16 protein-coding genes and 1 riboswitch are annotated in these 15,963 nt (G+C 63.8%); of the genes, 11 read left to right on the top strand and 5 right to left on the bottom strand.

Translation table 11 applies throughout. The features are described 5' to 3' along the window. The 8 genes from KF827_RS18625 to argE form a co-directional block, all read left to right on the top strand. On the top strand, positions 1-646 hold a 646-nt coding region (locus KF827_RS18625; protein WP_291008804.1), incomplete at its 5' end, for a tetratricopeptide repeat protein. Between the two features lie 26 nt (positions 647-672). Continuing rightward, the gene (locus tag KF827_RS18620) at positions 673-1,995 is read left to right on the top strand and encodes a VacJ family lipoprotein (RefSeq protein WP_291008801.1); all 1,323 of its coding nucleotides are present in this window, start codon (positions 673-675) and stop codon (positions 1,993-1,995) included. Positions 1,996-2,006: 11 nt separating this feature from the next. Continuing rightward, on the top strand, positions 2,007-2,624 hold the full coding sequence (locus KF827_RS18615) for a gamma carbonic anhydrase family protein (protein WP_291008798.1): 618 nt from the start codon (positions 2,007-2,009) through the stop codon (positions 2,622-2,624). A 121-nt stretch (positions 2,625-2,745) separates the two neighbouring features. Continuing rightward, positions 2,746-3,348 (top strand): RNA polymerase sigma factor, encoded by a 603-nt coding sequence (locus KF827_RS18610; RefSeq protein ID WP_291008795.1) that lies wholly within the window; start codon positions 2,746-2,748, stop codon positions 3,346-3,348. Positions 3,349-3,353: 5 nt separating this feature from the next. Continuing rightward, positions 3,354-3,821, top strand: coding sequence for a hypothetical protein (locus KF827_RS18605; protein ID WP_291008792.1), 468 nt, complete (start codon positions 3,354-3,356; stop codon positions 3,819-3,821). Next, complete coding sequence (locus KF827_RS18600) at positions 3,818-4,393, top strand: periplasmic heavy metal sensor (RefSeq protein ID WP_291008789.1); 576 nt, start codon at positions 3,818-3,820, stop codon at positions 4,391-4,393. The genes KF827_RS18605 and KF827_RS18600 overlap by 4 nt, the downstream gene beginning before the upstream one ends. A 102-nt stretch (positions 4,394-4,495) precedes the next feature. Then, positions 4,496-5,503: a D-erythronate dehydrogenase gene (denD, locus tag KF827_RS18595; RefSeq protein WP_291008786.1), complete on the top strand. Its 1,008-nt coding sequence runs from the start codon at positions 4,496-4,498 to the stop codon at positions 5,501-5,503. A 31-nt stretch (positions 5,504-5,534) separates the two neighbouring features. Next, on the top strand, positions 5,535-6,722 hold the full coding sequence (argE, locus tag KF827_RS18590) for an acetylornithine deacetylase (RefSeq protein WP_291008783.1): 1,188 nt from the start codon (positions 5,535-5,537) through the stop codon (positions 6,720-6,722). Between the two features lie 250 nt (positions 6,723-6,972). Here argE and KF827_RS18585 read toward each other — a convergent pair whose 3' ends face one another. The 5 genes from KF827_RS18585 to KF827_RS18565 all read right to left on the bottom strand — a co-directional run bounded on the left by KF827_RS18585 (position 6,973) and on the right by KF827_RS18565 (position 12,987). Next, positions 6,973-8,361: a serine hydrolase domain-containing protein gene (locus tag KF827_RS18585; protein ID WP_291008780.1), complete on the bottom strand. Its 1,389-nt coding sequence runs from the start codon at positions 8,359-8,361 to the stop codon at positions 6,973-6,975. Between the two features lie 26 nt (positions 8,362-8,387). Next, on the bottom strand, positions 8,388-9,179 hold the full coding sequence (locus tag KF827_RS18580) for an enoyl-CoA hydratase-related protein (RefSeq protein ID WP_291008777.1): 792 nt from the start codon (positions 9,177-9,179) through the stop codon (positions 8,388-8,390). A 159-nt stretch (positions 9,180-9,338) separates the two neighbouring features. After that, positions 9,339-10,412, bottom strand: a complete 1,074-nt coding sequence (locus KF827_RS18575) for a diguanylate cyclase (RefSeq protein WP_291008774.1) — start codon at positions 10,410-10,412, stop codon at positions 9,339-9,341. A gap of 142 nt (positions 10,413-10,554) precedes the next feature. Continuing rightward, on the bottom strand, positions 10,555-12,378 hold the full coding sequence (gene typA, locus KF827_RS18570; RefSeq protein WP_291008771.1) for a translational GTPase TypA: 1,824 nt from the start codon (positions 12,376-12,378) through the stop codon (positions 10,555-10,557). 228 nt (positions 12,379-12,606) lie between these two features. Then, positions 12,607-12,987 (bottom strand): TfoX/Sxy family protein, encoded by a 381-nt coding sequence (locus KF827_RS18565; RefSeq protein ID WP_291008768.1) that lies wholly within the window; start codon positions 12,985-12,987, stop codon positions 12,607-12,609. 73 nt (positions 12,988-13,060) lie between these two features. Next, positions 13,061-13,131, top strand: a riboswitch (Fluoride riboswitch). Positions 13,132-13,255: 124 nt separating this feature from the next. On the opposite strand from KF827_RS18565, the gene crcB reads away from it, so the two are divergent. The 3 genes from crcB to KF827_RS18550 all read left to right on the top strand — a co-directional run. Beyond that, the gene (gene crcB / locus KF827_RS18560) at positions 13,256-13,645 is read left to right on the top strand and encodes a fluoride efflux transporter CrcB (RefSeq protein WP_291008765.1); all 390 of its coding nucleotides are present in this window, start codon (positions 13,256-13,258) and stop codon (positions 13,643-13,645) included. 101 nt (positions 13,646-13,746) lie between these two features. After that, positions 13,747-14,898: an efflux RND transporter periplasmic adaptor subunit gene (locus KF827_RS18555; RefSeq protein ID WP_291008762.1), complete on the top strand. Its 1,152-nt coding sequence runs from the start codon at positions 13,747-13,749 to the stop codon at positions 14,896-14,898. A 1-nt stretch (position 14,899) separates the two neighbouring features. Further along, on the top strand, positions 14,900-15,963 hold a 1,064-nt coding region (locus KF827_RS18550), incomplete at its 3' end, for an ATP-binding cassette domain-containing protein (protein WP_291008759.1).

Genomic DNA, 15,963 nt, shown 5'->3' with positions numbered 1-15,963 from the left:
CAGCCTGGGTGTGCTGCATGAGGATGGCCGCGGCGTGCGTGAGGATCTGCGGGCCGCCATCGCGCTCTGGCGCAAGGCCGCCGAGCAGGATTACGCCCCGGCCCTGCATAATCTGGCCATGCTGCATATCGCCGGCGACGGCCTGCCCCAGGACATGGCCCAGGCCCGGAAATATCTCGAACGCGCCCAGGAGCATTCCCTGGCCGGCGGCTCGGTACGCACGCTCTACAATCTGGCCAAGATGTATCTCGATGGCCTGGGCGGGCCGGCCAACAAGCCGGCGGCCTTTGCCTTGATGCTGCGAGCCAGCGAGATGGGCTTTGCCAAGGCACAGTATAATTTGGGCAAGATGTACCGCGACGGCGAAGGCACCCACCGCGACCTGGTGGCCGCCGCCGCCTGGTTCACCCAGGGTGCCGAACAGAATTACGCCCCCGCCCAGAACCATATAGGCAACCGCTATCTGCGTGGCGAGGGCGTAAGCCGCAACGACCTAATCGGCCTGGCCTGGCTGACCATTGCCGCCCGCAACGGCCATAATGGCGCCAGCGAGCGGCTGGAGCAGCTACGCAGTGAGTTGCCCGCCCCGCTTTTTGCCGAGGCCGAGCAGCGGGCCGAAGCCTTCACCAAGTCGCTGAAGCCCTGATGGCCGCCGGCGCCCGGGTGTCAGGCATGATCAAGCCGGCCGGGCGCCAGGCAGGGTTTTGCATAGCGTTATTTACGGGCCTGGCGCTGCTGGCCGGCAGCCAGACAGCCCAGGCCCAAAGCTACAGCCAACCCTCGCCCCAGGCCGAAATCGAGGCCTACCTATCCGAAGCCGCCGCCGATCAAGCCCGCGAGCGGGCGATCTATGGCAGCCTGTCCAACCCGGAAATCCTTGCCGGCCGCGAATCCCGGCTGCAGGCCCGGCTGGCAGCCCAGCTTAACGGCGTGGCCGCCCGCGAGGCTGCCTATGGTCCGGCCCAGGGCCAGCAGGCCGTGGCCTATATCGCGGCCCGCGCCCCCGCCTTTGCCGCCGGTGCCCAACGCGCCGCCCAGCTTGCCAGCCCGGCTCCCGCCCCGGCCTTGCCCGGCACCTGGTATGCCCCGGCAGCCGGCTATGGCCCGGCTTCGCCGCCGATCCGCCCCACGCAATACGTGGCTGCCGAAATGCCGGCCAGCAGCAACCAGCGGCCCGGCGGCTGGTACGACAATCCCTATCTCGCCCGCTATGGTTTTGGCGTGCAGCCGGCGGCGGCCAGCCAGGCCTACCGCACCGCTCCGATGCAAAGCCTGGCGGCAGCCCCCTCTGGCGGGGCTTCGTCCCGTGGCGGCATGGTGTCGGGCACCGGAGACGATATCTGGGATCCGCTGGAGCCGATGAACCGCGCCTTCTATGCCTTCAACGAGGTGGTGGACACCTTCCTGCTGCGCCCGGTGGCCTGGCTGTACAGCTTTGCCCCCGATGCCGTGAAAACCGGCGTGCGCAATGCCCTGAGCAACCTCAATACGCCGGTCACCTTCCTCAATCATGGCCTGCAGGCCGAGTTCAGCCATGCCGCCACCACGGTGGGCCGCTTCGTGGTGAATTCCACCGTGGGCGTGCTGGGCCTGTGGGATGCCGCCGACGACCTGCTGGATTGGAAGGGCAAGCCGGCCGATTTCGGCCAGACCCTGCATAGCTATGGTTTGGGCGACGGCCCCTTCCTGATGCTGCCGCTGCTGGGACCGAGCAACTTGCGCGATGGCGTAGGCGCCGGCGTGGACATGCTGGCCGATCCGCTCACCTATATCCTGAACGACAACGCCCGGCTGGCACTGACCGGCACCAAGGTGGTTTCGCGGCGCGAGGCCTTGCTGGTGCCGTTGGACGAGTTGAAGGCCGGTTCGCTGGATTATTACTCCGCGCTGCGTTCATCCTCGCAGCAAAACCGCCGCGCATTCCTGCAGGGCGGCAAACCCGCCGATGCCGCCACCCTGAAACGCACCGACGATCTGTTCAACGAAGTGGAATAAGAGGCTCTGCAATGCCCATCCATGGCCCCGATGTGGTGCTCAACGAACCCGCCTATATCCATGAAACCGCGCAAATCTATGGCAAGGTGCGGCTGGAGAAAGGTTCGTCGATCTGGATCAACGTAGCCATACGCGCCGAGAATTACGAAATCGTGGTGGGCGAATACACCAACATCCAGGATTTCTCGATGCTGCATATCGGCGCCCAGACCGGCACCTATATCGGCAGCCATTGCTCGATCACCCATCATTGCACCATCCATGGCTGCACCATCGGCGACAATTGTCTGATCGGCATCGGCGCCACGGTGATGGATGGTTGCGTGGTGGGCGAGAACAGCATCATCGGCGGCGCCGCCTTCCTGAAGGAAGGCACGGTGATTCCACCCAATTCGATCGTGGTGGGCTCGCCCGCCAAGCCGATCAAGACGGTGAACAACTATGTTCGCAACCGCCTGAATGCCTATCTGTATTACCGCAATGCCCTGGCCTACCGGCAGGGCCAGTACCGCGACTGGGACCAACCCGAAGCCGTGAAGGCGATCGGCGAGGAAATTGCCCGCCTGACCGCCGAATTGAAGGCCCTGGAAGCCGCCGGGAACAGCCCCGGGAACAGTTCTGGGGGCTGAACCGCAGGAATTCTCCGCCCCCTCCGTGGATAGGGATGAGCAAGCCCATCCAGAGGATCGGAGCGGAGCAATGACATTGGCCGTGGCAAAAGCGGATACCGTACCGCGGAGCAACACGATTATGCGCGATCAGGCCCCAGATCGGGAGATATCGGGCGCCGTGGATGCGGATCGCGCCCTGATGGCCCGCGTGGCCCAGGGCGACCGCGCCGCCTTTGCCGAATTGCTGCACAAGCATCTGCGTGGCGCGGTGAATGCCGCCTACCGCATCCTGCTCAATCCCCATGATGCCGAGGATGTGGCGCAGGAAGCCTTTTTGCGGGTATGGCGCCATGCGCCGCGCTGGCAGGTGGATGGCGCCGCCGGCTTCCGCACCTGGCTCACCCGTATCGTGGTGAATCTGTGCATCGACCGCAAACGCCGCCCGGGCATGGACCCGCTGGACGACAAGATCGATCCGGTGGATACCGCCCCCGACCCCTATCAACATCGCCTGGCCAATGAAACCGAGCGCCGCATCGCACGCGCATTGGCCAAGCTGCCCGAACGCCAGCGCGCCGCGCTTGTGCTCTGCTATTGGGATGAAGCCAGCAATATCGATGCCGCCGCAGCCCTGGGCATCAGCGTGGGCGCGTTGGAATCCCTGCTGATACGCGGCAAGCGCACCTTGCGCACCGAATTGAGTACCGATCTTGGCCCGGCTGCCATGCCTGTACAGGAGTAAGCCCCATGGATACCAACCGCTTCGCTGAATTGCTGGATGCCTATGGCGCCGATCCGCGCCGCTGGCCCGCCGCCGAACGCGCCGCCGCGCTGGCCCTGGCGCAAGCCTCCACCGAGGCACGCCGCCTGCTGGAACAGGCTGCGGCCACCGATGCCTTGCTGGCGATGCCGCCCGGCATCGTGCCCAGTTCTGATCTGGCTTCGCGCATCATGGCGCAATTGCCGCCGGCGCCCGTGGCCATGCCCGGCCCGAGCTTGCATCTGGGCCAGCGCCTGATGGTTCTGCTGCAGGAGATTTCGCCCTTCCGCATCCTGTGGCCGCAAGTGGCCACATTGGCGCTGGCCCTCTCTATCGGCGTGGGTGTCGGCCTGGGCGATTACATGGAAAATTTTTCTGTAGCGGAGGATTCCGCCAGCCTGGCCGTGCAACAGGTGGTGGCTGATGCCAGCTACATGATGGAGTATGTGCAATGACCGACAACATCCCCACTGCCCCTGATAACGTCCCTGCCAAGCCGCGCGGCAAACCCTGGCTGAAGATCGCGCTCACCGCATCGTTGGCGCTCAACCTCGCTTTCGTCGGCTGGGGCGCTGCGCAATTCTACAAGCATAAGCAATTCGCCCGCGCGCCGCTGACCGCGGCCGGCGAACGCATCGACCGCATGTTGCCGGAAAAGGCCGCCCGCGCCTTCCGCGAGGAAATGGACAAAACCCGCAAGCAGCTTGGCCCGATCTCGTTCGGCGAAGAGCGCCGCGCGCTGGCCGAAGCGCTGGCCGCCGAGCCCTTCGATATCGCCAAACTGCGTGACTCCATGACCGCCCAGCGCAGCAAAATGGCCACCTTCCAGGAAGGCCTGCAAAACAGCCTGCTCGCCGCCGCCGAAGCGATGACCCCGGCCGAGCGCAAAGAATATGCGCAGAAGCTGAAGCATATGGGCAAGCGCGAGCGCGACCACGCTGGCGGCCCTCCCCCAGGCCCTCCCTTGGGCCCGCCCCTGAGCCCTCCCCTGGGGCCGAGACCGGGATCGCCGCCAGGCAGCAACTGATACCCCGCAGCGACGGATTTCTCCCCGCCAAGCCCGGGCCGGCGTGATTGCCAGCCCGGGCTTTCTACCGTTAGCATGTCGTCCTCATCTTCCGGAGACGGCATGGTCAACGTAGTCATCACCGGCGGCGCCGGTTTTATCGGTCAGGCCCTGGCCAAAGCACTTTTGCAGCGCGGGCAACTGACCGGACCCGATGGCCAGCCCCGTGATATCCAACGCCTCAGCCTGTTCGATGCGGTGGCGCCCAACGATTTCGGCGACCCGCGCGTGGAAGCGCTGGTGGGCGATGTGGGCGACCAGGCCGAAATGCGCATGTTGATCGGCCAGGATACCGACAGCGTGTTTCATCTTGCCGCCGTGGTGAGCAGCGGCGCCGAAGCCGATTTCGATCTGGGCTATCGCACCAATCTGGCCGGCACCCGCAATCTGCTGGAAGCCTGCCGCGCCCAGGAAGGCCTGATCACCCGCGTGGTGTTCGCGTCCTCGGTGGCCGTCTATGGCGGCGCGCTGCCCGACCCGGTCACCGACAGCACGCCGCAACGGCCCACCACATCCTATGGCGCGCAGAAGCTGATGGGCGAGCTGATGGTGAACGATTACACCCGCAAGGGCTATATCGATGGCCGCAGCGTGCGACTGCCCACCATCATGATCCGCCCCGGCAAACCTAATAAGGCCGCCTCCACCTGGGCCAGTTCCATCGTGCGCGAGCCGCTTTCGGGCGTGGATGCGATCTGCCCGGTCACACCCGAGAGCGTGATGGTTTGCCTGTCTCCGCGCCGCACCGTGGATGCCCTGATCCGGCTGCATGACATGCCAGGCGAAGCATTGGGGCCAGACCGCGCCTTGCTGCTGAACGGCATCAGTGCCACCGCACGCGAGATTGCCGATGCCATGGCCCGCAATGCCGGCAACCGCAAGATCGGCCGGATCGACTGGCAGCCGGATGCCGCAACCCAGCGCATCGTGGATGGCTGGCCGCGTGCCCTGTCCTCCGCGCGTGCGCACAGCCTGGGCTTCGGCATCGACCGCGATATCGACGAGATCGTGCGCTTTTTCATCGAAGACGATCTCGATGCCCAGATCGCCGCCGTGCATGCCACGGCGTAAACAGAAAAAGAAAAGCAGAAAGGCCAATCCCATGACAAGCCAACGCCCCAGCGATAGCGCCTTAGCCATGATCAAGCAGTTGATCGAAATGCCGACCGTGAGCCGGGATTCCAATCTCGACCTGATCCACTGGATCCGTGATCACCTGAAAGGCCTGGGCGTGGAGAGCCAGTTGGTTTTCGATGCCACCGGCAAGAAAGCCAATCTCTATGCCACGCTGGGGCCGACCGACCGGCCCGGTATCGTGCTGTCCGGCCATACCGATGTGGTGCCGATCGATGGCCAGGAATGGCAGACCGACCCCTTCAAGCTGACCGAGAAGAATGGCCTGCTTTACGGTCGCGGCACATCCGACATGAAATCCTTCGTGGCACTGGCGCTGGCCCATGCGCCGCAATTCCTGGCCGGTGACCTCAAGACGCCGATCCATTACGCCTTCACCTATGACGAGGAGGTTGGCTGCCTGGGCGCCAAGCGGCTGATCGAGGTGTTGCGCGAAATGCCGATCCGGCCGGCGGCCTGCATCGTGGGCGAACCCACCGAAATGCAGGTGATCGCCCAGCACAAGGGCAAGAAAAGCTGGCGCGTGGATGTGCGCGGCTTCGAATGCCATTCCTCGCTCACCCATCAGGGCGCCAACGCGGTGGAGGCCGCCGCCGAGATCATCGCCTATATCAAAGGGCTGGCCCGCAAGAAAAAAGCCGAAGGCCCGTTCGATGCCGAATTCGCCCCGCCCTATACATCGCTGCATACCGGCACCGTGCAGGGCGGCACCGCGCTCAACATCGTGCCGAAGGATTGCAGCTTCTTGTGGGAAATCCGCTACCTGCCACAAGATGATGTAATGGCGATGTATGAATCCGTGGTGGCTTATGCGCGCGACAAGATCGAACCGGAATTGAAAGCCATCGATCCCGGCTGCGGCTGTCACTTCCACCAGATTTCGGAATTCCCAGGGCTGGCCACCGATGATGCCGCCCCGGTGGTGCAATTGGCCAAGGCGCTGACGGGCGCAAATCGCGTGGCGAAGGTTTCCTTCGGCACCGAGGCGGGCTTGTTCAGCGAGCTTGGCATTCCCACCATCGTGTGCGGCCCAGGCTCCATCGAACAGGCGCATAAACCCAACGAATTCATCAGCCTGGAGCAGGTGGCGTTGGGCGAAGCCTTCATGGGCCGGCTGCTGGAGCGGGCACGCGAAGGCTCTACCATGGTGGTTTGACATAGCGGTTTGAAAGCGTATTTCGCCTTTTAAAATCGCGGTTTTCCGCCCGTCACGAATTTACCTTAATTGAGTCATTGAATTTTAACGTACAAGGTCCATATTAGTCACGTGGCCGTTCGGGCCTGGATGATCACCGACCGTAAAGCAGGATGCAGTGGCCTGCCGGTGTATCATCGCCCGGACGTACATATCCCCAAAAACACATCCCACCTGAAAATACGCAGCATCTCATCTGGCGCTGGCTGTTCTAGCGTCCGAATTTCTTTTTTACCTCGCGCAGAATACGCGCTTCGGGATGTAGCATCATGCCGCCATTGCGCAAGGATGCCACCCGGCCGCGACCATCGCGGATACGCTGCACCGTCTCGCCATGATTGCCAAAGCCGCCAGACAGCGCTACCCGGCCCTTGTCGCGCGCGGTCACTTCTATCTGCGTGGCTTCCAGCATCGGATTGCCGAAAGCCGGCGTCGCAATCAGGATGCGATTGCCCATCGGCAACCAATCGCCAACGCCATACAGGCTGCACCAGCGCGCGGCCCAATCCTTCACCCGCCGCGTTGGCGCGCCGTGCCGCGCATAAGCCTGCATGATCTGTACAGCGCCATCCAGCCACAGGCCGGCCGGGCCATCGCCGGCATTGGTCAGCACCGAAATGCTCAGGCCTTGCGCCGGCAGCACCGCGCTCTGGCTGATATAGCCGGGGAAGCTGCCGCCATGGCCGAACCATTGCCACTCGCCCGCTTGGCCGCGCACTGCGCCGCTGTTGATGCCAAGGCCATAGTAATTCTCGAAGCCGCTATTGGGGTTCACCCAAAGCCGGCGCAGCATCGCGCGGCGGCTGGCCGGCGATAGCAGACTATGTTTGGCATCCGGCGCCAGTTGCGCGAAGAACCGCGCAAGATCGGATGCGGTGGAAACGAACCCGGTGGCCGGTGCCATGGCATGAGTGCAGGCATCGCCAGGCAGCGGCACCCGTTTGCCCAAAGGCCAGCGGCCGCTATGGCCGGATGCCAAGGGAAAGCCGAGCTTGGCTTTTTTCGCCGGCATATCCGGCAGGGTTTGCGTCAACCCGCCAGCGGCGATCACTTCGCGGGCGATCCAGCCGGCATAGCTTTCATCGGCCACGGCTTCGATCACCATTCCCAGCAGGCCATAGCCGTGGTTGGAATATTTGAAGCGTTGATCCGCCGGCAAGATCGGGGCGCGCGCCAGATCGGCCTGCAATTCTCCGGCTTTCAGGAATGGCCGGCGATGCTGCCATTGCTCGCCATCCCAGCCATCCCGCACCAGCCCTGCGCCATGGCTGAGCAATTGCTGCAGGCTGGCCTGCGCCACCTGCTTGTGCAACCCGGCCACATAGCGGCCAACCGCATCATCCAGCGCCAGCTTGCCGCGTTCGCGCAACAGCATGATGCCGGCCGCCGTGAAGCTTTTGGAATGCGAAGCGACACGAAAGCGATGCCGTTCGTTCAGCGCCGTGCCGCTCTTGATATCGGCCTGGCCGATCGCCGCATCCAATACGACCTTGCCATTGCGGGCAACGGCGATGGCAATGCCCGGCACGCCGGATTGACGCTGCTGATAGTCCAGCCAACGTGGAATGTAATCCAGAGCATAGGGCAGCCAGTCGGCCATGGTCGGCATTCCCCTTCGGGACAGGATTACTTACCGGTGAATTTCGCCGGACGCTTTTGCAGGAAAGCCATCACGCCTTCGATGAAGTCGCGGCTGCGGCCGGCCTGGCGTTGCGCAACCAGTTCGGCTTCCAATTGCTGGTCCAGCCCGGCTGCCCAGCTTTGCCGCATCAGGCCACGGATCAGGCCCAGCCCCACCGTGGGCCCATTGGCGAATTTCGCGGCGATGGCACCGGCCGTTGCGGCAAGCTGGTCATCCTCCACGCATTGCCAGATCAGGCCCCATTCGGCAGCCTTTTCCGCCGGCAGCTTCTCGCCCAGCATGGCCAGCCCCATGGCGCGCGCATTGCCGGCCAGGCGCGGCAGGAAATACGTGCTACCGGCATCGGGCACCAGGCCGATATTGGCAAAGGCCTGCAGGAAGGTGGCGGATTTCGCCGCCAGCACGATATCGCCGGCCAGAGCCAGGCTCATACCGGCGCCGGCCGCCGGGCCGTTCACCGCGCAAACGATCGGCAGCTTGAAACCGGCCATCTTGCGGATCACCGGGTGATAGCCTTCATGCAACGCACGGCCAAGATCGGGCGGGCCGCCTTCCTGCATGATGCTGCCATCGCTCAGATCCGCACCCGAACAAAAACCACGGCCGGCGCCGGTCAGCAGCAGGCAACGGCTTTCGCCGTCATTCTCCACCTCGGTGAGCGCAGCCAGCAATTCGCGCATCAATTCAGCGCTCAACGCATTCAGCCGGTCGGGCCGGTTCAGGGTGATGGTGGCAACGCGCTCGGCGCGCGCAAGCTGGATGGTGGCATAGGCCATGGCGTCCTCCCGGGAGCAAGTTTTGTTGCCGTAAAGGTTAGCCAGTTCCGCGTGGCAGCAAAAGCATGACGCTGGGGCATGACGCAGGGTCATGACGCCGGGGCATGACGCTGGGGCATGAGCAGGGAAAATTTCGCCCGCCTGCCAGGAAACCCGCCCCTAGCTCTGGTGCCGGCGGTCGGCCACCACCCGACCGCGACCGGCGCTTTTGGCCACATAGAGCGCCTTGTCGGCGCGCAGCACGAATTCCTCCAGGCTTTCGCCGGGATTGAACTGCGCCACACCCACGGAAATGCCGATCCGGCCGATATCTTCGCCGGAAGAACGCTTCACCAGTTTACGACCGGCAATGCTGCGGCGGATGGTTTCGGCCAAACCCTCGGCTTGCTCCAGGCCGGTCATCGGCAACAACACGGCGAATTCCTCGCCGCCATAGCGCGCGGCCATGTCCTGGCCCTTGGTGTTGTCGGCCAACATGCGGCCAACCAGTTGCAGCACGGTGTCGCCGGTCTGGTGGCCATGGATGTCGTTAAAGCGCTTGAAATGATCGATATCCAGCATCAGCAGCGAAAGCGGCGTGCCGCCATCGCGGGCCATCGCGGTCATGCGATGCAAGGCATCAGCAAAGCTTTTGCGGTTGGCCAAGCCGGTCAGCATGTCGGTCATCGCCTCGCGGCGCACCTGCTCGAAGCTCTCACGCAACTGCGCCACTTCGGCGTTGGTTTCGGCCAGCTTGCTTTCCAGCGCACTGTTGCGCTGCTGCATGTCGCGGGTTTCTTCCAGGATGGAGCCGATCAGCGAGGTAATATCCGTGGAGGTCTGCTCCAGACCACCCGCCACCTCGCCCTGCCCCGCAGCATCGCCCAACTCGTCGGAGAAACGCTCCAGGCTATCGCCATAAGCGCGCGTGTTGCTTTCGGCGCTGCCCAGCAGCTTGCGCATCTGATCGATGGCGCGTTCCAGCCGCTCGGCCATTTCCTGCTGATTGTTGCGGCGATCGGTGGTGAAATGCTTGGCGTAGATATCCTGCACCGCCTGCGGCGCAACCTCGCCCTTGTCGATCAAGGCATCAACGGCACTGACCAGCGCGCCATTGCGGGCGATGTGATACTCGTACCATACCGTGTAATGGACCGGGATCGGCGGCAAGGCGTATTTAGCCATGCTGGCCACTGCCGCATGGGCATGCTCCGCCGCCCGCTGCATGTCTTCGCCGTACATAAGCCCCCGCATTTACAGATGCGAAAACTATGCGCGGCGCCCCTGCGCTTGGCAACGGCTCAATTGATACGAATTTAAGAAAAATCCATCAGAGCGAGTGCGCCGCCCGGTTGCAAAAAACCGAGCGGCGCAAGGCCTGTTTATCGGTCCGGCGTTACGCGGCGCTTTCGGCCGAACGCTGGGCCTTCTTGCGGTCGTTGGGATCCAGCAGCTTCTTACGGATGCGGATATTCTTCGGCGTCACTTCCACCAATTCGTCATCGCCGATATAGGCGATGGCCTGCTCCAGGCTCATCTTGCGCGGCGGGGTAAGGCGAATCGCTTCGTCCTTGCCGGCGGCGCGGATATTGGTGAGCTGCTTGGCCTTCATCGGGTTCACATCGAGGTCATTATCGCGGCTATGTTCGCCGATGATCATGCCCTCATACACCGCCACGCCGGGATCGACGAACAGCACGCCGCGTTCCTCGATGAAATTCAGCGCATAGGCCGAAGTTTCGCCGGTGCCGTTGGCGATCAGCACGCCATTGCGGCGGCCGGGGATGGCGCCGCGATGCGGGCCATAGCTGTGGAACAGCTTGTTCATGATGCCGGTGCCACGGGTATCGGTGAGGAATTCGCCGTGATAACCGATCAGGCCGCGCGAGGGGGCGTGGAAGGTGATGCGGGTCTTGCCGCCGCCGGACGGGCGCATGTCGCGCAGTTCGGCCTTGCGCAGGCTCATCTTCTCAACCACCACGCCGGTATAGGCGTCGTCCACGTCGATATGCACTTCCTCGATCGGCTCCAGCAGCTTGCCGTTCTCATCCTGCTGGAACAGCACGCGCGGGCGGCTGATCGAAAGCTCGAAACCTTCGCGGCGCATGGTTTCCACCAACACGCCCAGCTGCAATTCGCCACGGCCGGCTACTTCGAAGGCATCCTTGTCGTCGCTCTCGCGCACGCGGATCGCCACGTTGCCCTCGGCTTCGCGCATCAGGCGGGTGCGGATCACGCGGCTCTGCACCTTGCTGCCTTCCTTGCCGGCGAAAGGCGAGTTGTTGACCGAGAAGGTCATCGCCAGGGTGGGCGGGTCGATCGGATTGGCCGGCACCGGCTCGGTGACAGCGGGTTCGCAGATCGTGTCGGCCACCGTGGTGGTGGTCAGGCCCGCGATGGCAACGATATCGCCGGCATCGGCTTCTTCCACCGGCACACGCTCGATGCCACGGAAAGCCAGCAGCTTGCTGACGCGGCCCTGCTCGATCTCGGTGCCATCGGCACGCAGCGAATGGATCGGGCTATTCACCTTCAACTTGCCGGAATAAATGCGGCCGGTGAGGATGCGACCGAGGAAATTGTCGGCTTCAAGAGTCGTGACCAGCATCTTGAAAGGCGCATCGACTTCCGCCACCGGCGCCGGCACATGGCGCACAATGAGATCGAACAGCGGCGCCAGATCCTTGCGCGGACCTTCCAGGCTGTCGTCGGCCCAGCCGGAACGGCCAGACGCGAACATGCAGGGGAAATCGAGTTGCTCTTCGCTGGCATCCAGCGCGGCAAACAGATCGAACACCTCCGAATGCACTTCCACCGGACGCGCATCCTGACGATCCACCTTGTTGATCACCACGATGGGGCGCATGCCGAGGCCGAGCGCCTTGCCAAGCACGAACTTGGTCTGCGGCAGCGGGCCTTCGGCGGCATCCACCAGCAGCACCACGCCATCCACCATCGAGAGGATACGCTCCACCTCGCCGCCGAAATCGGCGTGGCCGGGGGTGTCTACGATATTCACGCGGGTGCCGTGCCATTCCACAGACGTGCACTTGGCCAGAATGGTGATGCCGCGCTCGCGCTCCAGGTCGTTGGAATCCATCACGCGCTCAGCCACCTGCTGATTCTCGCGGAAGGCGCCGGACTGACGGAGCAAGGCATCCACCAATGTGGTCTTGCCGTGGTCGACGTGGGCAATGATGGCTATGTTACGGATTTGCATGGCTTTTACACGAAAGGCCCGGTCGTCCCTAACGGCTGGATGCCGTATCGGGGCCGGGCACGATTCCTTCAAGTGGGAGCGGCCAAGAGGGGCGGCTTGTCGGTGGCGGTTATAGTGCGCCGCACAATACCTGGCAAGAAAAGACTGGGCCTTGCAGGGCAAAGACTACGCGGATTGCCGCACCCCTGCCCTGCGGCCAGTGCATGACTGGGGGCATGACTGGGCGGGTTAACGCCGGCGGCGGGTCGGCTGGGCCCGGCGGCTGGGCGGCGGCGTGGCGGTTTTCTGCGCCTTTGCCACGGTCAGCGCCTTGCGCGCCCAGGCCACGGCTTCCTCCGGATCATCCACCAGCTCAGGCGGCATCTGCCAATAGCTCAAGCTGATCGGCTTGCCCTTGGCGTCATAGACGAAGGGGCCCATGCCGCGGGCCTCGAAATCATCCTTGCTGTGCAGATCGGCCTTTAGATACAGGGTGTTGTCTACGACCAGGGCAAACATCACCCCGCGCGAATAAACCCCGGCGCCGCCGAACATCCGGCGCACCGCCACCCCGCCAAGGGGGGCGAAAAGTTCGGCCACAAAATCAAGGTAATCGCTATCGGTTGCCATGGCGCGGAGCCTAGCGCGATGTCGGCGATTCGACTAGGCTTGCCATCGCATCCACAGCAATGTGCGTGCAGAGAATGTTGATGGGGATGGAGTCCCCCGACAACCGCCCGGTCTATATCCGGTGCTGATGGCTCCTACCGCATGTCGATCCCCGGATCGGCGTCGGTGGGGCATGCCTGAAAATCCTTCAGCCTCTCCCCTTATCCGTCGCCGCCCCGGCCAAACCGGTTCCCCCTGCTGGACCGGAGAAAGCATAGTAAGGCGAGCGATGACCTATCTTTTGGTGGCGTTGGGCGGTGCGTTGGGCAGCATGGCGCGGTTTGGCCTGGCCGAATGGCTGGATGGCGACCATCGTGAAGCCATCCCCTGGGGCACTTTCGGGGTGAACCTGCTGGGCAGCCTGGCGATCGGCCTGGCGGCCGGCTGGGGGCTTGCCAATCACCGTCTCGGCCTCTCCGATGAAGCGCGGCTGTTCCTGATGGTGGGGCTGTGCGGCGGCTTCACCACGTTTTCCAGCTTCAGCCTGCAGGTATTCGCCATGCTGCGGGAGGGCCTGCTGCTGCGGGCCGGCGGCTATGCCCTGGCCTCGATGCTGCTCTGCCTGCTCGCAACAAGTTTAGGCTGGCTGCTGGCGCAAAACCTTACCGCCCGGAACTGACCTGGGATAGAAAGGCTGCCGCCCCAGCCATCGCCAGGCGCAGGAAAAACCCTGCAATGCCGTGAATACCTTTAGTGCATCCCTGTTTTGGGCCAAACGCCATGCGTCTGTCGAAAATCGCTTCTGTTCTGGTCCTCGTTGCCGCTGTCGGCGGTGCCGCGTGGTATTTCTGGTCGGCCCAGGGCAAAACCGCCGCGCCGCCGCGCACCCAAACCATCGCGCTCGGCAATGTGGAAGATACCGTATCCGCCGTGGGCACGCTGCAGCCGCTGAATTATGTGGATGTGGGCACGCAGGTTTCCGGCCAGTTGCGGCAGATCCTGGTGGATATCGGCAGCCGGGTTGAGAAAGGCCAGTTGCTGGCCCAGATCGATCCCACTGTGTATGAGGCGCGGGTTGCGGCCGATCAGGCGCAATTGCTGAACCTGCGGGCACAGCTTTCGGAAAAATCCGTGCAACTCGCCCTGGCGCAGAAACAATACGAACGCCAGAAAAAGCTGCTGGCCGAACGCGCCACCAGCCAGGATACCCATGATATCGCCGAGGCCAGCACCAAGACCATCGCCGCACAAATCTCGGCCCTGAATGCTCAGATGCAGCAGACGGAGTCAACGTTGAAGGGCGATCTGGCCAATCTGAGCTACACCAAGATCTACGCGCCGATGACGGGCACGGTGATCGACATCAACGCCCGCCAGGGCCAGACCCTGAATGCCAATCAATCGGCACCGATCGTGCTGCGCATCGCCGATCTGGATACGATGACGGTGAAGACCCAGGTTTCGGAAGCCGATGTATCGCGCCTCAAGCTGGGCATGCCGGCCTATTTCACCACGCTGGGCCAACCCAATCGCCGCCGCACCGGCAATCTGCGCCAGATCCTGCCCACGCCCGAAGTGGTGAACAACGTGGTGCTGTTCTCGGCCCTGTTCGATGTAGCCAATCCCGAGGCCGATCTGCTGCCGCAGATGAGCGCGCAGGTCTTCTTCGTGGTGTCTCATGCCGAGAATGTGCCGATTGTCCCGATGGCCGCCCTCAAGCCGATGCCCGGCAGCCGCAACCGTTTCACCGCGCGGGTGCTGGAAAACGGCCAGCCGGTGGATCGCACCATCGAGATCGGCGCCAATAACCGCATCCAGGCCGAAGTGCGCCGCGGCCTGCAGGTGGGCGACGAACTGATCATCGAAAGCCAGCGCGGCAGCGGTAGCGGCGGCAGCCCTCGCCCGCCGGGCGGCTTCGGCCCGAGGATATGACATGACGGCGATGCCAAGCCTGCATCCCCCGGCGGCGGCTGGCGGCGCAACCGACCAGCCCCTGATCGTGCTGGATGGCATCCGCAAGAGCTTTCAGCGCGGCGAGTTGAGCGTGGAAGTGCTGCATGGCATCTCGCTGGAAATCCATGCCGGCGAATTCGTCGCCATCATGGGCGCTTCGGGTTCGGGTAAATCCACGTTGATGAATCTGCTCGGCTTGCTGGATCGCCCCAGCGCGGGCAGCTATCGCTTCCTGGGCCGCGAGGTGAGCGACCTGGATGCCGATGCACGCGCCACATTGCGCCGCGAGGCCTTCGGCTTCATCTTCCAGCAATACAATCTATTGCCCGGCAGCACGGCAGCCGAGAATGCCGAATTGCCGGCGATCTATGCCGGATTGAGCCGCACAGCGCGGCGCAGGCGCGCCATTGAACTGCTGTCCGGCCTCGGCCTGGCCGACCGGCTGGACCATAAACCCACCCAGCTTTCCGGCGGCCAGCAGCAGCGCGTGTCGATTGCCCGCGCGCTGATGAATGGCGGCCCGGTGATCCTGGCCGACGAGCCCACCGGGGCGCTGGATTCCAAAAGCGGCGCCGAGGTGATGCAGCGGCTGAAGCAGCTCAATGCCCAGGGCCACACCATCCTGCTGATCACCCATGATGCCGCCGTGGCGCGCCAGGCCGGCCGGGTGATCGAGTTGCGCGACGGCATCGTGCTGTCAGACACCCGGCAGGAAAGCGATATCGTGCCGCCCGATAAACCGCTGCAGCCGCAGCATCATCGCGGCGGCGGCGCCAGCCCGCTGGAAGCCGCCCGCATGGCCTTGCGTGCCCTGCGCAACAACCTGTTGCGCACGCTGCTCACCTTACTCGGCATCATCATCGGCGTGGCATCCGTGGTGGCTATGCTGGCGATCGGCGATGGCGCGCGGCAATCGGTGATGGACCGCATCCAATCCATGGGCACCAATCTGCTGGTGATCCGCCCCGGCGCACCCAACATGCGCATGTCGGGCGGCATCACCGCAACACTGGTGGCCGCCGATTCCGATGCGATTGCCGAACT

Source organism: Ferrovibrio sp., from assembly GCF_019636075.1.
Taxonomy (GTDB): domain Bacteria; phylum Pseudomonadota; class Alphaproteobacteria; order Ferrovibrionales; family Ferrovibrionaceae; genus Ferrovibrio.
The sequence above is the reverse complement of the archived record's forward strand: the minus strand, read 5'-3'. Positions and strand labels throughout refer to the sequence as shown.